This is a genomic window from Filobacillus milosensis, assembly GCF_004402015.1.
In the GTDB taxonomy this organism is placed as follows: domain Bacteria; phylum Bacillota; class Bacilli; order Bacillales; family Alkalibacillaceae; genus Filobacillus; species Filobacillus milosensis.
Genome location: NZ_SOPW01000017.1, coordinates 67,148 through 85,265, shown reverse-complemented (window position 1 = coordinate 85,265; position 18,118 = coordinate 67,148). Strand labels below are relative to the sequence as shown.

At 34.6% G+C, this 18,118-nt stretch carries 19 protein-coding genes and 1 riboswitch; of the genes, 14 read left to right on the top strand and 5 right to left on the bottom strand.

The features are described from left to right. Positions 1-871 precede the first annotated feature (871 nt). On the bottom strand, positions 872-1,522 hold the full coding sequence (locus tag E3U55_RS13990; protein WP_134341104.1) for a tyrosine-type recombinase/integrase: 651 nt from the start codon (positions 1,520-1,522) through the stop codon (positions 872-874). A gap of 623 nt (positions 1,523-2,145) precedes the next feature. On the opposite strand from E3U55_RS13990, the gene E3U55_RS13985 reads away from it, so the two are divergent. Further along, positions 2,146-2,874, top strand: a complete 729-nt coding sequence (locus tag E3U55_RS13985) for an N-acetylmuramoyl-L-alanine amidase (protein WP_134341103.1) — start codon at positions 2,146-2,148, stop codon at positions 2,872-2,874. 541 nt (positions 2,875-3,415) lie between these two features. Next, positions 3,416-3,613, top strand: a complete 198-nt coding sequence (locus E3U55_RS13980) for a DUF378 domain-containing protein (RefSeq protein WP_134341102.1) — start codon at positions 3,416-3,418, stop codon at positions 3,611-3,613. 49 nt (positions 3,614-3,662) lie between these two features. Here E3U55_RS13980 and E3U55_RS13975 read toward each other — a convergent pair whose 3' ends face one another. Then, a complete protein-coding gene (locus E3U55_RS13975) occupies positions 3,663-4,757 on the bottom strand; it encodes a hypothetical protein (RefSeq protein WP_134341101.1) in 1,095 nt (364 codons plus the stop codon). Between the two features lie 191 nt (positions 4,758-4,948). On the opposite strand from E3U55_RS13975, the gene E3U55_RS13970 reads away from it, so the two are divergent. From E3U55_RS13970 to E3U55_RS13955, 4 genes are read left to right on the top strand one after another with little or no spacing between them, the layout of a single operon-like run. Continuing rightward, the gene (locus tag E3U55_RS13970) at positions 4,949-5,797 is read left to right on the top strand and encodes a DUF7164 domain-containing protein (protein ID WP_134341100.1); all 849 of its coding nucleotides are present in this window, start codon (positions 4,949-4,951) and stop codon (positions 5,795-5,797) included. Between the two features lie 30 nt (positions 5,798-5,827). Further along, positions 5,828-6,511 (top strand): galactosyltransferase-related protein, encoded by a 684-nt coding sequence (locus E3U55_RS13965; RefSeq protein ID WP_134341099.1) that lies wholly within the window; start codon positions 5,828-5,830, stop codon positions 6,509-6,511. Between the two features lie 27 nt (positions 6,512-6,538). Next, the gene (locus E3U55_RS13960; RefSeq protein ID WP_194840929.1) at positions 6,539-7,204 is read left to right on the top strand and encodes a protein kinase domain-containing protein; all 666 of its coding nucleotides are present in this window, start codon (positions 6,539-6,541) and stop codon (positions 7,202-7,204) included. 27 nt (positions 7,205-7,231) lie between these two features. After that, positions 7,232-8,515 (top strand): glycosyltransferase, encoded by a 1,284-nt coding sequence (locus E3U55_RS13955; protein WP_134341097.1) that lies wholly within the window; start codon positions 7,232-7,234, stop codon positions 8,513-8,515. 131 nt (positions 8,516-8,646) lie between these two features. On the opposite strand, the gene E3U55_RS13950 is transcribed toward E3U55_RS13955, so the two are convergent. Continuing rightward, the gene (locus tag E3U55_RS13950) at positions 8,647-9,255 is read right to left on the bottom strand and encodes a hypothetical protein (protein ID WP_134341096.1); all 609 of its coding nucleotides are present in this window, start codon (positions 9,253-9,255) and stop codon (positions 8,647-8,649) included. Positions 9,256-9,432: 177 nt separating this feature from the next. Here E3U55_RS13950 and E3U55_RS13945 point away from each other — a divergent pair, with 177 nt between their 5' ends. The 6 genes from E3U55_RS13945 to E3U55_RS13925 all read left to right on the top strand — a co-directional run bounded on the left by E3U55_RS13945 (position 9,433) and on the right by E3U55_RS13925 (position 16,513). Further along, the gene (locus E3U55_RS13945) at positions 9,433-9,933 is read left to right on the top strand and encodes a CotY/CotZ family spore coat protein (protein WP_194840928.1); all 501 of its coding nucleotides are present in this window, start codon (positions 9,433-9,435) and stop codon (positions 9,931-9,933) included. Between the two features lie 96 nt (positions 9,934-10,029). Next, positions 10,030-10,164 (top strand): hypothetical protein, encoded by a 135-nt coding sequence (locus tag E3U55_RS17840; RefSeq protein WP_267195390.1) that lies wholly within the window; start codon positions 10,030-10,032, stop codon positions 10,162-10,164. Positions 10,165-10,246: 82 nt separating this feature from the next. Next, positions 10,247-11,203, top strand: a complete 957-nt coding sequence (locus E3U55_RS13940; protein WP_134341094.1) for an AAA family ATPase — start codon at positions 10,247-10,249, stop codon at positions 11,201-11,203. Between the two features lie 3 nt (positions 11,204-11,206). Then, positions 11,207-12,475, top strand: a complete 1,269-nt coding sequence (locus E3U55_RS13935) for a DUF58 domain-containing protein (protein ID WP_134341093.1) — start codon at positions 11,207-11,209, stop codon at positions 12,473-12,475. Further along, positions 12,475-14,679 carry a transglutaminase TgpA family protein gene (locus tag E3U55_RS13930; RefSeq protein WP_134341092.1) on the top strand — a complete coding sequence of 735 codons (2,205 nt, stop codon included), beginning with the start codon at positions 12,475-12,477 and terminating at the stop codon, positions 14,677-14,679. Before E3U55_RS13935 ends, E3U55_RS13930 begins: the two co-directional genes overlap by 1 nt. Before the next feature lie 36 nt (positions 14,680-14,715). After that, positions 14,716-14,817, top strand: a riboswitch (purine riboswitch). Between the two features lie 358 nt (positions 14,818-15,175). Beyond that, entirely contained in the window at positions 15,176-16,513 is a 1,338-nt protein-coding gene (locus E3U55_RS13925; protein WP_134341091.1) for an NCS2 family permease, read from the top strand. Here E3U55_RS13925 and E3U55_RS13920 read toward each other — a convergent pair whose 3' ends face one another. Beyond that, a complete protein-coding gene (locus tag E3U55_RS13920; RefSeq protein ID WP_194840927.1) occupies positions 16,514-16,945 on the bottom strand; it encodes an Hsp20/alpha crystallin family protein in 432 nt (143 codons plus the stop codon). 100 nt (positions 16,946-17,045) lie between these two features. Here E3U55_RS13920 and E3U55_RS13915 point away from each other — a divergent pair, with 100 nt between their 5' ends. After that, entirely contained in the window at positions 17,046-17,612 is a 567-nt protein-coding gene (locus E3U55_RS13915) for a DUF2179 domain-containing protein (RefSeq protein ID WP_134341089.1), read from the top strand. Beyond that, positions 17,584-17,766 carry an NETI motif-containing protein gene (locus tag E3U55_RS13910; protein ID WP_228547575.1) on the top strand — a complete coding sequence of 61 codons (183 nt, stop codon included), beginning with the start codon at positions 17,584-17,586 and terminating at the stop codon, positions 17,764-17,766. The genes E3U55_RS13915 and E3U55_RS13910 overlap by 29 nt, the downstream gene beginning before the upstream one ends. A gap of 31 nt (positions 17,767-17,797) precedes the next feature. Here E3U55_RS13910 and E3U55_RS13905 read toward each other — a convergent pair whose 3' ends face one another. Continuing rightward, positions 17,798-18,049: a YgaP family membrane protein gene (locus tag E3U55_RS13905; protein WP_134341088.1), complete on the bottom strand. Its 252-nt coding sequence runs from the start codon at positions 18,047-18,049 to the stop codon at positions 17,798-17,800. Positions 18,050-18,118: the final 69 nt, after the last annotated feature.

Sequence of the window (18,118 nt, the reverse complement as noted above, 5' to 3'; positions counted from 1 at the left end):
TTCACTAATGTCTAACGAAAGTTGACGTTCAATCATCCAATCCCTCACTTTTATGTACTACTTATATTATAAAAGAAATCAGCCCATCTTTCTTCCAAACTTGGAAAAAAGATGGGCTGATATTTAAAATCGGACTTTTTCAGTGGCCTCTTAAAAATAAGAGCTTTCCTACACAATTTAAACACATGATAATTTTTAAATACTGATATATCAACGTTTATTGTATTATAATTATTCTCTCCGAGAGCGCATAACATCTTTACGAACTACTAGTTTTAATTTTGGGTTGTATCTAAATATGAATATGGAATCATTTTTACCGATCATTAAAAAGAATAAGTAAGAACAAAAAACGTGATGAGTTCATTCAACAATCGGCTAAAACAAAAAAATTCAATTTGTGCATAATCTGCTTTAAAATGATTTACAAATTATTATTTGTTACACTATTATTTATAACTGTTAACTTTAAAATATAATGAATGGAATGGACTTTTAATTAACTCTAAAGTATATTATTAACTTATCTTATAATTTGTCTGTTTAAACTCATACATTGCCCGCCAGTTTTTTAGTTTTTGACCCACAAATGACTCACAATAAATTAAATTATATTAAATTGAATTGAATCTTACATTTAATAAAGGCCATAATATTAAGGCTTTCTGAACTGCATTAAACCGAGTGAAATTTGGTTAATGAAAGAGCGTAAGAAATACTGATTAGATGATAGTAATTATTTCTGAAAGACTGTATTAATAATTGTATTTTTGCGCTATACAATTATTAATACAGTCTAATTCAATGTCGTCATAATTTAACTCCTCTAAAACATTGAGATAATTCAACATAATCAGAGGGGATATAATTTTTATTGATTTTTTAAAGATAGAAATGCATCCTTATAATAATTTGGTATACCTTTTATATCTAAACTTTTGTTATTTAGAAAACGATGTTCTAATTGTTGTTTTATATATGTGGTTCGTAGCCCATGGAATGTTATGTTTTTTACACTAGCTTCCTTAGTGAGTGCAGCAAATTGATTACTCCATACTTTAGGATCTGGAAGTTCACCGTCAGTCGAAAAAACATAATCATTGTCATTAATTCTATTAGTTTGAATATTGATTAACGAATTTACAATTTCAGGGCTAATTTCAACAACTCTTTCTTTGTTATTTTTTCGATATGTTACAGTAATAGTATTGTCGTGGAAATTTATGTCTTCCCATTTTAGGTTAATAATCTCAAGTAATCTCATACCTGTATCCAATGCAATATTATATTTTAAATCTTGTTTTTTCGCTTTAGCAATATTCATAAATTTATCAGCTTCTTCTTTAGACCATGTATTAGATAGAGGGTTAATTTTTTCTGTAGAGTTAATGGGTTCTTCAAATTGCTTGCTTAGAAAATTAAGCATTTGTTCTTTAGACTTAAATCTATGTGTTTTTCTTACATATATCCTACCTAATTTAACAGTGTAAATTCCATTTGCTTTTTTAATTGAACATTTCAATTTTCTCAGCTCCAATATTCTTAGATTTTTATAGTTCCATCGTAACCACAAAAAGTGAAAAAAATACGTATTTATTTAATAATAATGGGCGATTTTGACAAAGTAATTCGTGCTAACATTTTGCTAACGCAGTCATGTAAAAACAGTTAATTATAATTAAAGATGTTACAGTTATAAATTATTAAATCATTGATTTAATGCACTTTGGGGACATTAAGTTAAAGATGTTATACCTATAGAACTTATGCCGGGCATGATGTAAGGTTTTAACCTTATTTCTTGAGATATAGTTATTACTATTTTTCATCCATTCTGTGAACCAGTCACACTTATATAATTATTTTCTAAAGTATAGACTACTTCCTAAATTTTAAGGAGGTAGTCTTTTTTAGTTTATTAAGGTATTCTATCGTACTTAGTGATTAAGTCAGAAACAACTAAACTTTTTGTGAAATAATAAATTCTTATCGCAACCGTAGTTTTTCTAACTAGGAAAAAGGTTAAGAGTTAAACGCTAGGTCAAAGAATCTAATTATTACCAATATTAGTTATTAACACTTACAAACCTCACTATTTATAATAGATTATTCTATGGTCTATATGAAAAAAAGGAGGTCTTTAAGGTGGCTATAAGAGACAAATATAAGATAGAAAGACGTTATATAAAAAAAGGTAAATCACGCTCAGGTCAAAGGTTAGAAGGCTTAAAGCCCAAGTTTTTAGTTGCACACGAAACAGCAAATAATAATGCTAGTGCTGATGATCACTTTAATTATTTTAACAATCATCAGCCAGAAGCATCCGCACACACTTTCATTGATGAAAATAAAATATTAGAAATCATTCCATTGAGTGAAAAAGCATGGCATGTTCAGTATCAAAAAACTAAAGATAATGAAATGTTTGGCTCAGATGCCAATGATGTAGCTATTGGAGTTGAGTTATGTAGACCAGGCCGTTTTAGTAAAGCTTATGACCGTTATGTTTGGTATTTTGCATATCTTTGTCATGAGTTTGAATTGAGCCCCAAAGAACATATTGTAGCTCATAGTTTATTGGATCCAGAAAGAAGAAATGATCCACAATCATGGCTAAAGCTTCATGGAGTGACTTGGAGCCAGTTTCTAAACAGTGTTGACTCCTATTATAATAAATGGAGTGTTGAAGAAGGGAGTATTTTTAAAGATGTTCCTGATGATCACTGGGCTATTGAGGAAATCAAACTCCTGAAAGAAAAAGGCGTTTTAGTTGGTTATCCAGATGGAACATTTGGTTTGCACAAAACTGTAACTCGTGAAGAGTTTGCAGTAGGTTTAGCAAATTTGTATAAAAGGATTAAATCCGAAAAATGATTTTTACCTAATAAAATTCATAAGGAAATTATTATGTTAATTTAAAGACATCAAAGCTCCTATGAATTGAGAGGGTAATAAAGTATTAGCTCTCCAAATGACGGAGTATTTAGGGTTGGATTTGGTCGTACCCTTTAGCAAACAGCTCTCGTCACTAAAGTTAACCCAACAGAAATATCTCGTTTATTCGTAGACTCAAATACTGATAAAAAGACTACTTCTTGTCGTTTAAGAGGTAGTCTTTTTATCTAATATAGAATCGCCTCATACCTTTCTATAAAAAAGGTTATTTAGATTTTTTTATTTTATAAAATAAATTCATTATGTACTTTTATTTATAAGTACATCCAAATTTTATTCGTCCGTTTGATATGTAGGCGACTCACTACTATTAATAAACCCAATTTTAATATTAGTCAAATATTAAACACTAATTTAATAAAAGAATTAATTATTTTATCAATTATTAGCATAAAGCTGGGGTCGTCCACATAAAATACCAATAAGCAAAATGTATAACATTTGAAAGGAGTGGAACATCTTGAGAGGTTTAGATACTTTAGCACTCGTTTTACTTATTGTAGGTGGGTTAAATTGGCTTTTAGTTGGTTTACTCCAATTTGATTTAGTTGCTTCAATATTTGGTGGACAAGATGCGCTATTATCAAGAATTGTTTATATCTTAGTTGGTCTTTCGGCGTTATATGCATTAACATTTTTTAGTAAATTCAGTAAGTGAAACAACCCCGTACTTTTACAAGTGCGGGGTTGTTTATAGTAACTAGAGATTATTCAAGCTCTATTTTTCTAATACATACTTTAACAATATCTTTCTCAAATACTTTCCAGAACACTTCTTCGGCAGGGCCTGAATTCGCCTGACGTAAGCCTCTATTTTGCAATCTTGGTGTGCCTTCACATAATACCGCGTAACCAACTACTTCAAACGGGTCTCCTTCATTTGCGTCATCTCGATCGATAAAACATTGGAATTCTCTTTCATCAGTTATTGTCTTTAATTCTGTGTTACCAGTATCATCCAAAGCTGTATAGGTAATCTCTTTTGTCAATTTACCACAAACAATAACTTTCTCAGGACACACATCTTCTATAACAGGTGGCTCGTTGAAGAACACTCTTGTTGAGACACCTTCAGAAGCTACTAAAGGTGGTACTAATTGTGTTTTGAACTCAACAACGATTTGACAACAAGTCTGTGGATTTGGAATAGGGCAAACTGTTGTCGTAGTCGACGTCGAAGTTGAGGAAGTTGTTGTCGACGTACTTGTAGAAGTCGATGTACTAGTTGAAGTTGAAGTACTTGTAGAAGTACTAGTTGAAGTTGAAGTGCTCGTAGAAGTAGATGTTGAAGTACTAGTCGATGTTGATGTGCTTGTTGTCATAGGTGGTGTACATGATGGACCTGGAATTGTATTATTTCCAGTATCTGACTCTTGACCTGCCTTACCACTTGCAAGTACACAGCCCAAAAATAAATGTTGAGCAGTATTAATTGTCACACAAAATGTGATAGGTAAGCCTGTTTCTCTATTAATTTCATCAAAATTTATGTTGTCAAATTTAAAACCCCTGACTTCATTCGTATCAGGATTACGGACTACTTCACAATCTACATTACCTCCATCTGAACGAGTGCAGATTAGGTCTTCGTCTTCAAGTGTTTCTAGTAAAGTAGGGCAACGTGTTTCATCAATACCGATTGTAAAATGACTCAAATCTTGAGGGTTACCTACTACATCGACATCATAGCAGAACCTGTTATTATCTACATCTGAATCCACCTCATTAAATGTTATGGTCCATCCATTATTAGTTTGGTTAGAAGGGAAGAATAGTGTAGTTGTATTACTTTGACATGCCATTTATATATTACCTCCTTTAAAATATATCATTATATTGTATTTCAATAATGTAGATATTCTTGGATTAGTGACATATAGTACATGCCTAATTTATAAAAGTGTAAAAACAAGGTGGTTAACCAAACTTTTTGAGAAAAATTTCATACTATAATTAGAAGTTAGTAGCTAATCTCTAAGAGAAGGGGAGGAATATGAGAAGAGCCGTTGTTGTATTTGTAGAAGATAATAATCATTTATTAATGCAATTAGGTTGCCTTTATACATCTTTAAAACATATTAATGCTAGTGACACTGACTTGGTTGTATTTGGAACTAAAGAAGCATTAAAAAAGGTACCCAATGATTGCATAAAGGTAGAATGTGAGATTGCTAGTGATCCACCAGAGTTTTTAAACTATCGATTCATTAATTCCATAAGCTGCCTGGTAGAAAAACAAGCAGACTTTCTCGTGAAATACGATTATATTTTACGAACTGATGCTGATACTTTTTTAACCCCAGCCTGGAATGCTTTTTACCCGGATTTTTACACAGTAGGAAGAGGAGGATACGTTAACGATAAAGAAACTCGATCAAATATTAGACGTATTGCTTCTCACTTTAACTTAAGGCATCAAGGACTTTTTAATTTGGGGTCAACTCATTATGGAAACGCATCTTTAGTAAGAGAAGTTTGCAAGTTGGCAACTGAATTAACAGCTTATATATTAACAGAAGAATTTAAGAGTGGAGAAGGTAAGTGGCCAGGTTGGTATCGAGGAGTAACATCTATGTATGCTTGTGAAATAGCTACCAACCATTTAGTAGAACAACTAACGATTGATCCAGAACGTCTTGACTTCGGAAGTGCTTCAGAAGAATCGATACAAAATCACCCCCATATACACTGTTGGCATACTGATAATATGTTTTCTAAATTCCATTTCACAGCTGGTAAATATGATCACTTAAATACAAAAGATTTAGATGTGGATATCATTAATAATTACTGTTTATCTATGGCATTAAAATCAAAAGAATATTTTGATATCAAAGCATAAAATTTATTAATAGAAAGAAGGTTAAGAACTTTGTCAAAAAAAGTTTCTGTAATCATACCAATTGGGTTAAATGACCAGCCTAGAGAGCAACTATTTCATTGGGTTAAAAAATATTACGAAATTATGTTCCCTCATGTTGAGTTATGTATAGGAGCTTTAGATGAAAAGCCTTTTTCAAAGGGTAAAGCTATTAATGAAGCCGTGAAAAAATCTACAGGAGAAATTTTAGTCATTAATGATGCAGATGTCTTTTTTGATCCAGCATTATTAGAGGAATCAATAGAACAATTGGAAAGTCACTCGTGGGTGATACCTTATAATGAAGTTTTAAATATCTCGGAGAAGAGTACGGAAGACCTTTTAAAATTAGAACCAGAATGGCCTATTCCTATTGATTTAGAAACGAGACCACGCACACATGGAGCACGTATAAAAGGCGGAGTCAATATTATTCCTAGAAATCATTTCGAAAAGGTGCATGGATTTGATGAAAGATTTGTCGGATGGGGTGGAGAAGATGATGCATTTGCATCTGCACTGAAACACTTATGTGGGCCATTTAAGAGATTGGATGGTACCATATATCATTTATGGCATTCAAGAAAAACAAATGAAAATTATGAAGCAAATGTTGAGCTGCTAAGAGCATATCGAGCAGGTAAAGATTCTATCATTAAAGAAATCGAGAAAAGGAAAGCCATAGACAATAACTAACGAGATTAAAAAGAGAGGGTTATAGAATTGCAATTGAAACATTATGAAGTTGAACCTAAACCTATTGGTATAGGGTATTATGGAGTTGTTTATCGTGCCTACGATCCACTTGAAGATAGAGTGCTAGCAATTAAGAAAACGAAAATTGAAATGGGAAAAAAGGAAGCACAAATACTAAAGAAAGTTAATAATTCGAAGTTTTTACCTGCTTTATATGAATTCTTAATTAATGATGGCTTTTCATATATTGTAATGGAATATATTGAAGGGGAGAAGCTTGGGGATAATTTCAAAGCAAGAATTGAACCTTGGGATGTGAAAACAGGGATTAAGATTCTTATGAATATTTTAGAAGCTTTAGAAAATATACATCATCGTGCCGGATTTATTCATAATGATGTCATGCCTAAAAATATAATGATTAAAGATAAGTCTCCGGATACTGTGAAATTATTTGATCTCAATCTAGCGAAAGAAATGAAAAATAGCGATATGTTCCTTAAGGATTTACGTAATGTTGCAGAAGTAGGAATGGTTCTTTTAAATGGCGTATTACCAGATCGATTAACTGGAAATGAAATAAAAAACGAGGGGTTAATGTCCGTATTAATGAAAGGGTTAAAGCCGACTGAAGAAAATAGGTATGATTCTGCAAAGCAATTCTCTAAAGCACTACAACCATTTATAGACTAATATTTAAAACTTGATAGGAGGTACAAAATGAAAGTTGCTATTCTCACTATGTTTAACGGTTTAGACAGTACGTATTCGATAGTGAATGTTGTAGCTGAACAACTCAGGATGATGTTAAATGATGATGTAAAGCCAGTCATGTTGGTTAGTGAGCATTGTCCAGTGGATACAAGGTACGGTGTTTTTAAAGATGATCGAATCGAATGGAGAAAAGTGGTCAATCATTTAGAAGGTGAACAGATTCATTGGAGAGATTACACGCAGGCAAAAGGTGAGGTTCATGATACATTTTTTAAAGAAGCAGATCTTATTGCTGAAGATTTGGTAGAAAAATTATCGGATATGGATGCATGTATTATGCATGATATTCATTATCAGGGATGGCATTTGGTTCATAATGTCGCTGTTAGAAAAGCTCAAAAAAAACTTCCAGATTTGAAATTTATAGCATTCACTCATTCAGCCCCGGTAAATCGCCCTTCAAATCCAGAGTGGCCTTTCTCTGCACGTTATACACCAATGCCGAACACGGTATATGCATACCCGACGCAATCTGGTTTGCCTGCACTTGCTAAACAATATGATGTCCCGGAAGGTAAATGTGTCGCAGTTAATAATACGCTGGATTTAATGAGTTATATAGGAGAAGAGGTTAATTTACTTTGCAATAAGTCTGAAGTCTTATCAGCTGATGTTCTCGTGGTGTACCCTGGTCGTTTAACGGTTGGTAAAAAATTTGAGAAAGTAGCGGCATTATGCGGTTCAATTAAGAAAAATCTTGAAAAAAGGGTAAAGGTTATTTTCTGTGATTTTCCAAGTGCAGACATCCCCCCGGAAAGATATAAAAAATTTATTAGGTCAGTTGGACTTTCATTTGGTTTGGATGAAAAAGATATCTTCTTTACGTCTGATATTGAAGATTTTAAATACGGTTTTCCCAGAAGAGCTGTCCTGGAATTATTTTCACTTTCCAACTTATTTATCTGTCCATCGTTCTCTGAGTCTTTTGGATTAACCGTTTTAGAAGCTGCAAGTAAAGGAAACTTATTAGTATTAAATGAAAGAGTTCCTGCATTAGAGGAAGTCGGAAAGAAATTAAATGCATATTTTATGAGATGGGATGCCAGGAATTTTGGTTACGATACTTATGAAGAGTACCAGCCTTCAGAAAGTGATTATTTAAAGGAACATGCAGAAAATATTGTTCAGTTAATGCGGGATAATCCAGTTATACACTCAAAGACTATGGCAAGGCAAAGATATAGCCCTGAATGGGTATGGCATAATCAATTAAAACCATTGCTTTTTTAAGAGTGAAATATAAAATACCTCCCTATACGGGAGATATTTTCATATATAAAAAATCATAACAATACCACACCCCTTAAACCATGGTATTTATGTTTAAAAAGTAAAGCATATATAAATAAGGAAGTGTGGTATTATTGATGAACTTTTTTTACACAAATTTTTATAACTTCTTTTTCAACAAAGCGAAATGCCACTTTTTCACCAGACTTCTGATCAGTAGCGAAATTTGCTTCAGAATTCTCTACGTCACAAATGATTTTTGAAATGATAATCTTGTACTCATCAGTAGATTTAATATCCTCCCTGTCAATAATGCATGTAAAAGGAATCTCATCTATTAACTCATGATTCACAATATTTCCGTAATCATTTATAGTTTGATACTTAATTTTTTTGTGTAATAACCCACAAATAACAATAACTTCATCGCAGATCTTAGATATATTAGATGAAATCTTCTTTTCAACTGTTGTAGTTCCTGCAATAGCGGGCGGGATTAATTGGGTTGAATGTTCTAATAAAAAACGACAGCACAAATCCTTTTTACCCGGCGGTCCAGGCGGTCCCGGTGGCCCTTGATCACCCTTTGGTCCAGGCGGCCCAGGCGGTCCCTGATCACCTTTTCTTCCAGGAGGTCCTTGTGGCCCAGCAGGTCCCAGAGGTCCTTTACGTCCTTTTTTACCTCGTTTACCTGGTGGTCCAATACAACAGCATTGTTTACAACCACATTTCTGGCACATTACTTCACCTCATTTATGGTTTTTTATATCATATGATTTTTGCCCCCTCACTGTAAGTCTTTTATTCAAAATCCGCATATGCCCTAATTTATACAATCAAGGCATTAACCCAACACAGTAACCGACAAAATTAATATGCTATCAATAAGAGATGTTAATTTGAGAGGAATGAAATCTATGTTGTATGAAGACGATCAAAAGGAGGGACACTCCGAAAAAGATAAGAAACACCATGATATAAAATGTAATTGCACAACGTGTGTTTGTGAAGTCTTAGAAGATATATTAGAACAACAGAGAAAGAATGAAGAATTGTGCGATTCAATCAAATCATTAAAACCAAGTAGAAATCATCATGAAACCATTCCTTTTATGTTGCAAACTCCATACGGCCACCCTTTTTTCACTTTTGGCAAAATCGGAACTGACAAGTGCTTTGTTACCGTATTTTTTAGAGTGGTGAAAGTTGATTGCAAAAAAAATTGTGCATTACTGGAACTGTTGAAACCAGATAAGTCAATTATTGATTGTGAGACGGATTGTGTTGAAATTGATAAAATTTGTGAGGTTGAAATTTTGTTCAGAACCGGTGAGTGTATATTCATTGATTTAAGTTGTTATAGTGCAGTCAATATAATTTCTCCTGAATTGGTCAAAAAGAAGCATAAACATAAATAAAATTATATAGATCGTGTAAAAAACTGAGGGCAAATTGTTCTCAGTTTTAATTTTTTTATAATTTCTGGTAAATTTAATTCCAGGGAGAGATTCAACATGGAGAAATGTTTCTGCTATGAAAAATTTAAAGATCAACTACCTGAAGGGGTAGAAATTACATGTTTCAAAGAAAAATGTCGGAACTACAGGGAAAATATGAAAAAACTGCAAGAACAAAAGAAAAAAGATTAGTCAATATTGTATAATTCTTCTGACAATTAGTATGACTTTTATAGTATGATAGAGTTATATGAAGTGTGGGAGGTAGAAAGGAATGACACAGCAAATGATGACTCAACAAAATAAAGTTGATTTAATTTTAGACAATATGGAAAAAGTAATCATCGGTAAGCGTGAAGCGATTGAACTAAGTTTATTAGCTTTACTTGCTGAAGGTCATGTTTTACTTGAAGACGTCCCAGGTGTTGGTAAAACAATGCTTGTTCGAGCTTTAGCAAAGTCATTTGATTTGGAATTTAAACGAATCCAGTTCACACCTGATTTATTACCTTCAGATGTGACAGGGGTTTCTATTTATAATCAAAAAGAGATGAACTTTGAATTTCGCCCAGGCCCTATCTTAGGTAATATTGTGTTAGCTGATGAAATTAACCGTACTTCTCCAAAAACACAATCCGCATTACTTGAAAGTATGGAAGAGAACCATATAACAGTCGATGGGACGACTATGGAATTGAAGCGTCCGTTCTTTGTCATGGCTACTCAAAACCCTATTGAATATGAAGGTACATATCCATTGCCGGAGGCGCAGTTAGACCGTTTCTTATTAAAGCTTAATCTAGGTTATCCTTCGCCAGAAGAAGAGATCCAAATGCTAGACCGTACATCTTCAGAGCATCCAATTGAACGTTTGGGATCTGTGATGCACCAAGATGATCTTTTAAGTCTGCAAGATGAAGTTAAACAAATCCATGTGAGTGATGCGATTAAGAAATATATAGTGTACATCCTTAATGCAACACGTACACATCCTTTACTTGAATTAGGTGCGAGTCCACGTGCTTCTATTTCGATGATGAAAGCAGCAAAAGCATATGCTTATATCAATAAGCGAGATTATGTATTGCCTGATGATGTTAAGTATTTAACAAAACATGTATTAGGTCACCGAATCATCATTTCTTCAGAAGCGAAGTTTGAAGGAAAAACAGCTGCTTCTATACTTGATGACATTGTTAGAAAAACTATTGTACCTATTGAACGAGGTTAGAGAATGTTAAAGCCATTAGCTACTATCATTCGGTTAATACTTGTTTTGTTGTTATTTACTACACTTTTTTCTTACGCAATGTTCCAAGGTGGATTTGTAAGCTGGTTTTTGTTTTTTGGTTTTTTACCTATTTTAATCTATTCGTTTTTTATGATTTTTTATCCGTTATCTTTGATTAAAATCGACCGACAGCTGTCTAAAAAATATCTTCAGGCAGGGCAAAAAGTTCAGGTTAACTTAATGATTAAAAGTCCGATTCCATTTCCAATATTATTTTTAATTATCGAAGATCGTCTGCCTCGAAGTATTAATTATAATGATACGAGACATTTTAAATATCAGTTTTTGAGAAAACCGGATTCTCTACTTAAACGTGATATTAATAAGACCATTATTTTCCCACGCTTTAAAAGAAAAGTTGTTTATTCATATGAAATCCCTTCAATTCCAAGGGGGCTTCATCAATTAAAAGATGTGAAAATCATGACAGGAGACTTCTTAGGTCTAGTCAAGAAAGAAAAGATTTATCAATTACCGATAAATGTGCTTGTTGAACCTAGAGAAGTAGATTTACGCATTGACAGTGAAATTGCTTACTTTGAAGAGGGTGAGCACACAGCTTATTCTATTAAAGCGAACCATACGAATCTAGTATCAGGTGTTAGAGATTATGCACCTGGTGATCGGGTGTCATGGTTAGATTGGAAGACTACGGCTAAAAAACAAAAATTAGTGACAAAGGAATTTGAACAAGAAAAGCATAAGGATTTAACGGTTGTGTTGGACGGAATCCGTCACAAGAAGAATGATTGGTTAGCGTTTGAAGCAAGTGTTGAAATCGCCAATTCAATTGTTCGTGAGTCGATGGAGGACCATGGGAAGGTATCTTTTGTCGCCATTGGTCAACAGCGTCATGAAATCTCGTTAGAGCGGGGTAAAAGACAATTAGATCAATTAACACGATTTATGGCTGAAGTTCAACTTGTTGACGAAGAGAAAGCATTTTCTTCAAAACTATTAAAAGAAGGTATGTTAATTTCAAAGGATCGTAATCTAGTCGTGGTTACCCATTATTTAGAGCAACGGTTCCATCGTACACTTCTACAAATCAATCAACAAGAGGCAAAGATCAGCTTAGTTTATATAAGAAGTAAGCACGATATTTCAAATAGTGAACGGAAAATACTTGATCAATTAGATCAAGAAGGTGTCATAGTGACATGGTTACACGAAGATAAACTAACCAGAAAATTCATTGAGGTGAACGCCTAATGCAGGATTTAAGCCAAGAAAACAAAATGATTTCGTTAGTTCTGTATTTTGGTAGCATGATCCTACTGTTAGAGTGGATTTATCCATTAGGGGAAGTAACTGACACAGGAAATATGTCTGTGTTTTTCCTTTATATTGTACTATGTTTTATCTTAACAGCCTCGTACTTGCCTGTTTGGGTCGTTTCGCCAGTTAAATTTTTGGGTCTATTATTTGTAATGGATCGATTATTTTACATGGCAATACCTTTTATTTCAAAAGATTGGTTTGTTCAATTGTTTACAGACATAAAAATGAATATATCCATGGTTATTTCGCAAAATTGGTTAGAATTGACGCCTAGTTTTCGGACAATCTTGTTTTTAATATTGCTATGGATGATGAGTTATTTGCTTTATTATTGGTTTGCTGTACGGAAGAAACCATTTTCTTTTGTTTTACTTACTTTTATTTACTTAACTGTACTGGATACATTCACGGTATTTGATGGATCAACTGCTATTATCCGTGCGTTTATCATTGGGGTTGCGATTTTAGGTATATCCTACCTTCAGCACATTTTAGAAAAAGAAAATGTGAGAACACCAGTGATGACAACTCTAGTAAAATGGGTGGCCCCATTGGTATTAGTCATTGGGTTTAGTACAGTCATCGGTTATGCCGCACCTAAGTTTGATCCGATTTGGCCTGACCCTGTCCCGTTTATTCAAAGTGCTGCAGAGAATGGGTTTGGAGATGGACCGGGTAATAGAGTTCAAAAAATTGGTTATGGTGAAAATGACGAACGTTTAGGTGGCGGGTTTGTCCAGGATGATACACGAGTCTTTTGGGTACAAGCACCAAAGTCGCAGTATTGGAAAGTAGAAACAAAGGATACGTATACAGGTAAAGGCTGGGTACGAAGTGATGAGGGCAGCTTCAGTGAGTCAATGGGCTCGATTGGTGCGGTCGGAAGTTATTCAGAACTTGTTGAAACGAATGAAGACGAAGCGAATATTCGGTTTGATAATCCAGGTGTTCTAAACAAGTTAACGTATGCCTATGGTTCTAATCAAGTTATTCCTGAGGCTAGTAACATGACCTTTTTGGTTAATTCACTAACGGGAGAAGTCATCCCGAGGGTTGATAGCGAAGCGAAATTACCAGACGCATATCAGTTAAATATTAATCGCCCATTTTTCCCAATTGATGAATTAAGAAAAATTGGTGAGAATGTTTTAACTCAAGAGGATCAAGCCTATTTACAATTACCAGAATCTTTACCAGACCGTGTTATTAGGTTAGCCGAGGAAATTACTGCAGAGGCTGATAACAGATATGATAAAGCAAAGGCGATTGAAAATTATTTCAGTAAAAATGGCTTTATATATGATACACAAAATGTAGCAGTTCCAGGTGAAGATGAAGATTATGTCGACCAGTTTTTATTTGAGACCCAAAAAGGGTATTGTGATAACTTCTCAACATCGATGGTTGTCATGCTTCGAGCAGTTGACATCCCTGCCAGATGGGCTAAAGGCTTTACAGGTGGAGAAAGAGTATACAACCAAGATGTCTTTCAAGGCAGTCAACCAGAATATGAAATAACGAATAATAATGCACACTCGTGGGTTGAAGTTTATTTCCCTAATGTAGGGTGGGTTCCTTTTGAACCGACTGTTGGATTTAGTAATCCAAGTAATTTTGTATATGGTGAATCAATAGATGATATCTTAGAGCAAGAACAACAGGATTTAGAGATGCCAGAACCACAACAGCCAGAATTACCTGAGGATGAACAAGCAGACGAAGATGACAATGGAGCAACTGGAGGCATTTTTTCTTTATCGAATCCTATGAAGTATACTATTCTTGGTGTAGGAGTATTGGCCATTGGTTTAATAGTGTGGCTTATTTCAAGGAATCGCTATAACATATTGGGGCGTTGGAAACGTCAGCGAATGGCACGCCGCAAAGACGTAGACACCTTTACGGATGGTTACCAATTTATCCTTAAAGTTTTAGCCAAAAACGGCTTAGAGTTAAAAGGCGGGCAGACTTTAAGAGAATATGCTTCTGATGTCGATCGCTGGTATGGTGGCTCTGATATGTCTGAATTGACGAGTTACTATGAAAGAGCAATTTACAGAGACGAATCGATTGAAAATCAACATCATGAAGTCTATCGATTATGGAATCGTCTGGTAAATAATTTATTGTCTTGACGTACGTCATAAACGGGTGTACAGTATAAAATGTACAAAATAAAAATTGAAACACCTCGTATAATATTGGGGATACGGCCCAAGAGTTTCTACCGAGCCACCGTAAATGGTTCGACTACGGGGATTGCATATATATAAGATTGTCGTAAATAGGAGTATTTCCTTTTGCGTCTTATTTTGCAATTTTCCTCGTTAAAACTCTTGGTATTTATACCAAGAGTTTTTTTATGGTTCTGTTTTAAACAAAAAATAAGTGTGAAATTAAGCGAAAGGCGGCGACTCCTGCGGGAACAGCGCGAGCCGAAAATCACGCAAAACGAACGGCAGTGAGTTTTGGGAAGTTGAGGCCGTGCCCGCGGAAAGCGTCCGCCTGTAGCTTGAATAAACCAACACTTTATTTTAATAGAACCTGTTTAATGATGATTTGGGGGATGAAAATTTTCATTAAATATTTTAGCTTTTCGAGGGTGTTTCTTCTAGGGGAGGAAACAAAGACATGAGACAGTATTTTAAGTTTGATGAGTATGGCACGAATTATCGCCGTGAAACAGTAGCGGGGATTACTACTTTCTTAGCGATGGCATACATTTTATTTGTAAACCCAAATGTTCTATCGCTAGCAGATATTGAAGAGTTACCTGAAGGTGTTACACGTATGGACCCTGGTGCCATTTTTACAGCGACAGCTTTAGCTGCAGCAATTGGTACACTTATTATGGGACTACTAGCTAGATATCCAATAGCATTAGCGCCTGGTATGGGATTAAACGCATTTTTTGCATACACCGTTGTATTAGGTGGTGGAATTCCTTGGGAGACAGCTCTAGCAGGTGTGTTAGCATCAGGATTGATTTTCATTGTTTTAACTGTAACAGGCGTGCGAGAGCGAATCATTAACGCCATTCCAAATAATTTAAAACTAGCAGTTGGTGCCGGTATTGGTTTATTTATTGCTTTTATTGGTTTTACGAACGTAGGAATTATTGAAGCGGATCCAGCTACTTATGTGACTTTAGGAAATTTAACTAATTCAAAAACATTATTAGCTATTTTTGGTGTGGTAGTCACGATTATTTTATTAGTAAAAGGGTTTAAAGGTGGCGTGTTCTACGGCATGGTCATAACAGCAATTGCTGGTATGCTGGTTGGACTAATTGATCCTCCATCTGGAGTAAATGGTGTCGTGGGAGCAGTACCGAGCTTAGAACCAACATTTGGTGCAGCGCTAGCACATTTTGGAGACATTTTTACGATTGATATGCTAGTTGTTATTATGACATTCCTATTTGTGGACTTCTTTGATACAGCAGGAACTCTAGTCGCTGTAGCTACACAAGGTGGTCTAATGAAGGAAGGTAAGCTGCCTCGTGCGAACCGCGCTTTATTCTCAGACTCAGCTGCAACCGTTGCTGGTTCAGTGTTAGGTACGTCAACAACCACGTCTTATATCGAATCAACCACTGGTGTAAGTGCTGGTGGTCGTACAGGTTTTGCATCAATCATTACAGCAGGGCTGTTCTTGTTAGCTTTATTCTTCTCACCACTATTAAGTATTGTTACAGCAGAGGTTACAGCGCCTGCCCTAATCATTGTTGGTATTCTAATGGCTGCCAACCTTAAAAATATTGAATGGGATCAATTAGAAATTGCAGTTCCGTCATTCTTAACTGTTATTGCGATGCCATTAACTTATAGCATTGCAACAGGTATAGCTGTTGGTTTCATTTTCTACCCGATTACGATGATCGTAAAAGGCAGATGGAGAGAAATACATCCAATCATGTATGTCTTATTTGCTATTTTTATTCTATATTTTGTCTTCTTAACGGAGTAATTATTTTTCTCCTTCTTTTATTTTAATAGATGTTGATTTATTCGATTCATGAACATTTTTATACAAGTGAATATAGACGAGTCCGTGTTCATATCTTGCACTGACTTTATCGTCTCTACATTTATAAGGGAGCTCAATCGTTCGGTTGAAGCTCCCTTGTATTATTTCTTCTTGAACTAGTTCATAGCCAGAAGATTTGATGTAAATCTCACCTTTAATATGAAGGTTATAACCATCAACTGAACAGTCAATTTGTTTGATTTGACGAATTCCGGGAATGTTAATGACACATAAGATTTCATAATCTTTACGAAAAATATTGACTTGTGGTATGTTCGGTTTTAATATACTGTCGAACTCACCCCAAAATGATTCACCAAAAAAACGATCAATATTTTCTCGCCAATCATGCATATGTTTAAACGAATTCATAGCCGTCATCACCTTTTAGTTTTTAACTTCTTCAATAACATATGCAAATGGGTAAAATGTTGATATAATTACATTTATCTGGAAAAAGGGGATGTCGAATATGCTTGAAAGTGGCATCATTATGTTAGTCATCATTTTATGTGTGAATATCGTGTACGTTTCTTTATTAACGGTACGTATGATATTTACGTTAAAAGGAAAAAGATATATTGCCGCTACTGTTGGAGTATTTGAGATTACAGTCTATACGCTTGGTCTAGGTTTAGTACTTGAAAATCTTGATCAAATTCAAAACTTAATTGCGTATGCATTAGGTTTTGGGTTAGGGGTTATTAGTGGAATGAAAATTGAGGAAAAGCTGGCTATTGGTTATATTACAGTCAATATAATTTCATCCAATCCTGATATTCCATTTACTGAATCTTTAAGAGAAAAAGGTTATGGTGTAACGAGTTGGTATGCATATGGTATGGAGGGCGACCGCCTGGCTATGCAAGTATTAACGCCAAGAAAATATGAATTAATGTTATATGAAACGATTAAAGAGATCGATCCAAAAGCATTTATAATAGCTTATGAGCCTCGACAAATTTTCGGAGGTTTCTGGGTGAAGAAAGTAAGAGGGAGCCGATTAAAGCGTGAAGAAGAAAAAATACAGAGTGAATGATTTTAAGTCGATTAATGCCTGTGTGGATCAAATAAAAAAAGATGGCTATATGCCCGTTAAACGCTTTGAAAAACCAGTATTTCAAGAACAAAAAAGTGGTGATCCACAACCGGTTAGACAAGAGATTATTTTTGAAGCCGTGAAAGTAGAATAAAAGCTGTCAGTATATCACTGACAGCTTTCTTTTAACTCGGATTAATAGCTTGTGAATCTTTTTTCTGGTCTGATTCGTCATGTAATTGGTGTTTTACAACGTCCGTGACAGGACAATACCTAACGATACCCTCGGCTATTTTCATTGCCGATATTAGGACAATCATCCAGTAGCTTTGATTCCAGGGTCGTTTGACCAATTTAACAGCACCGAAAACTAATAAAAACAAGCCTAAAGTAATCCGAGTGAGGGCATTAATCGTGCCAATGTTTTGTTTTCCCATGTTACCTCTTCCCTTCACAGTTTTAATGTATTAAAATTTGTATTAACATAGATAATGAGAAACGGGGGT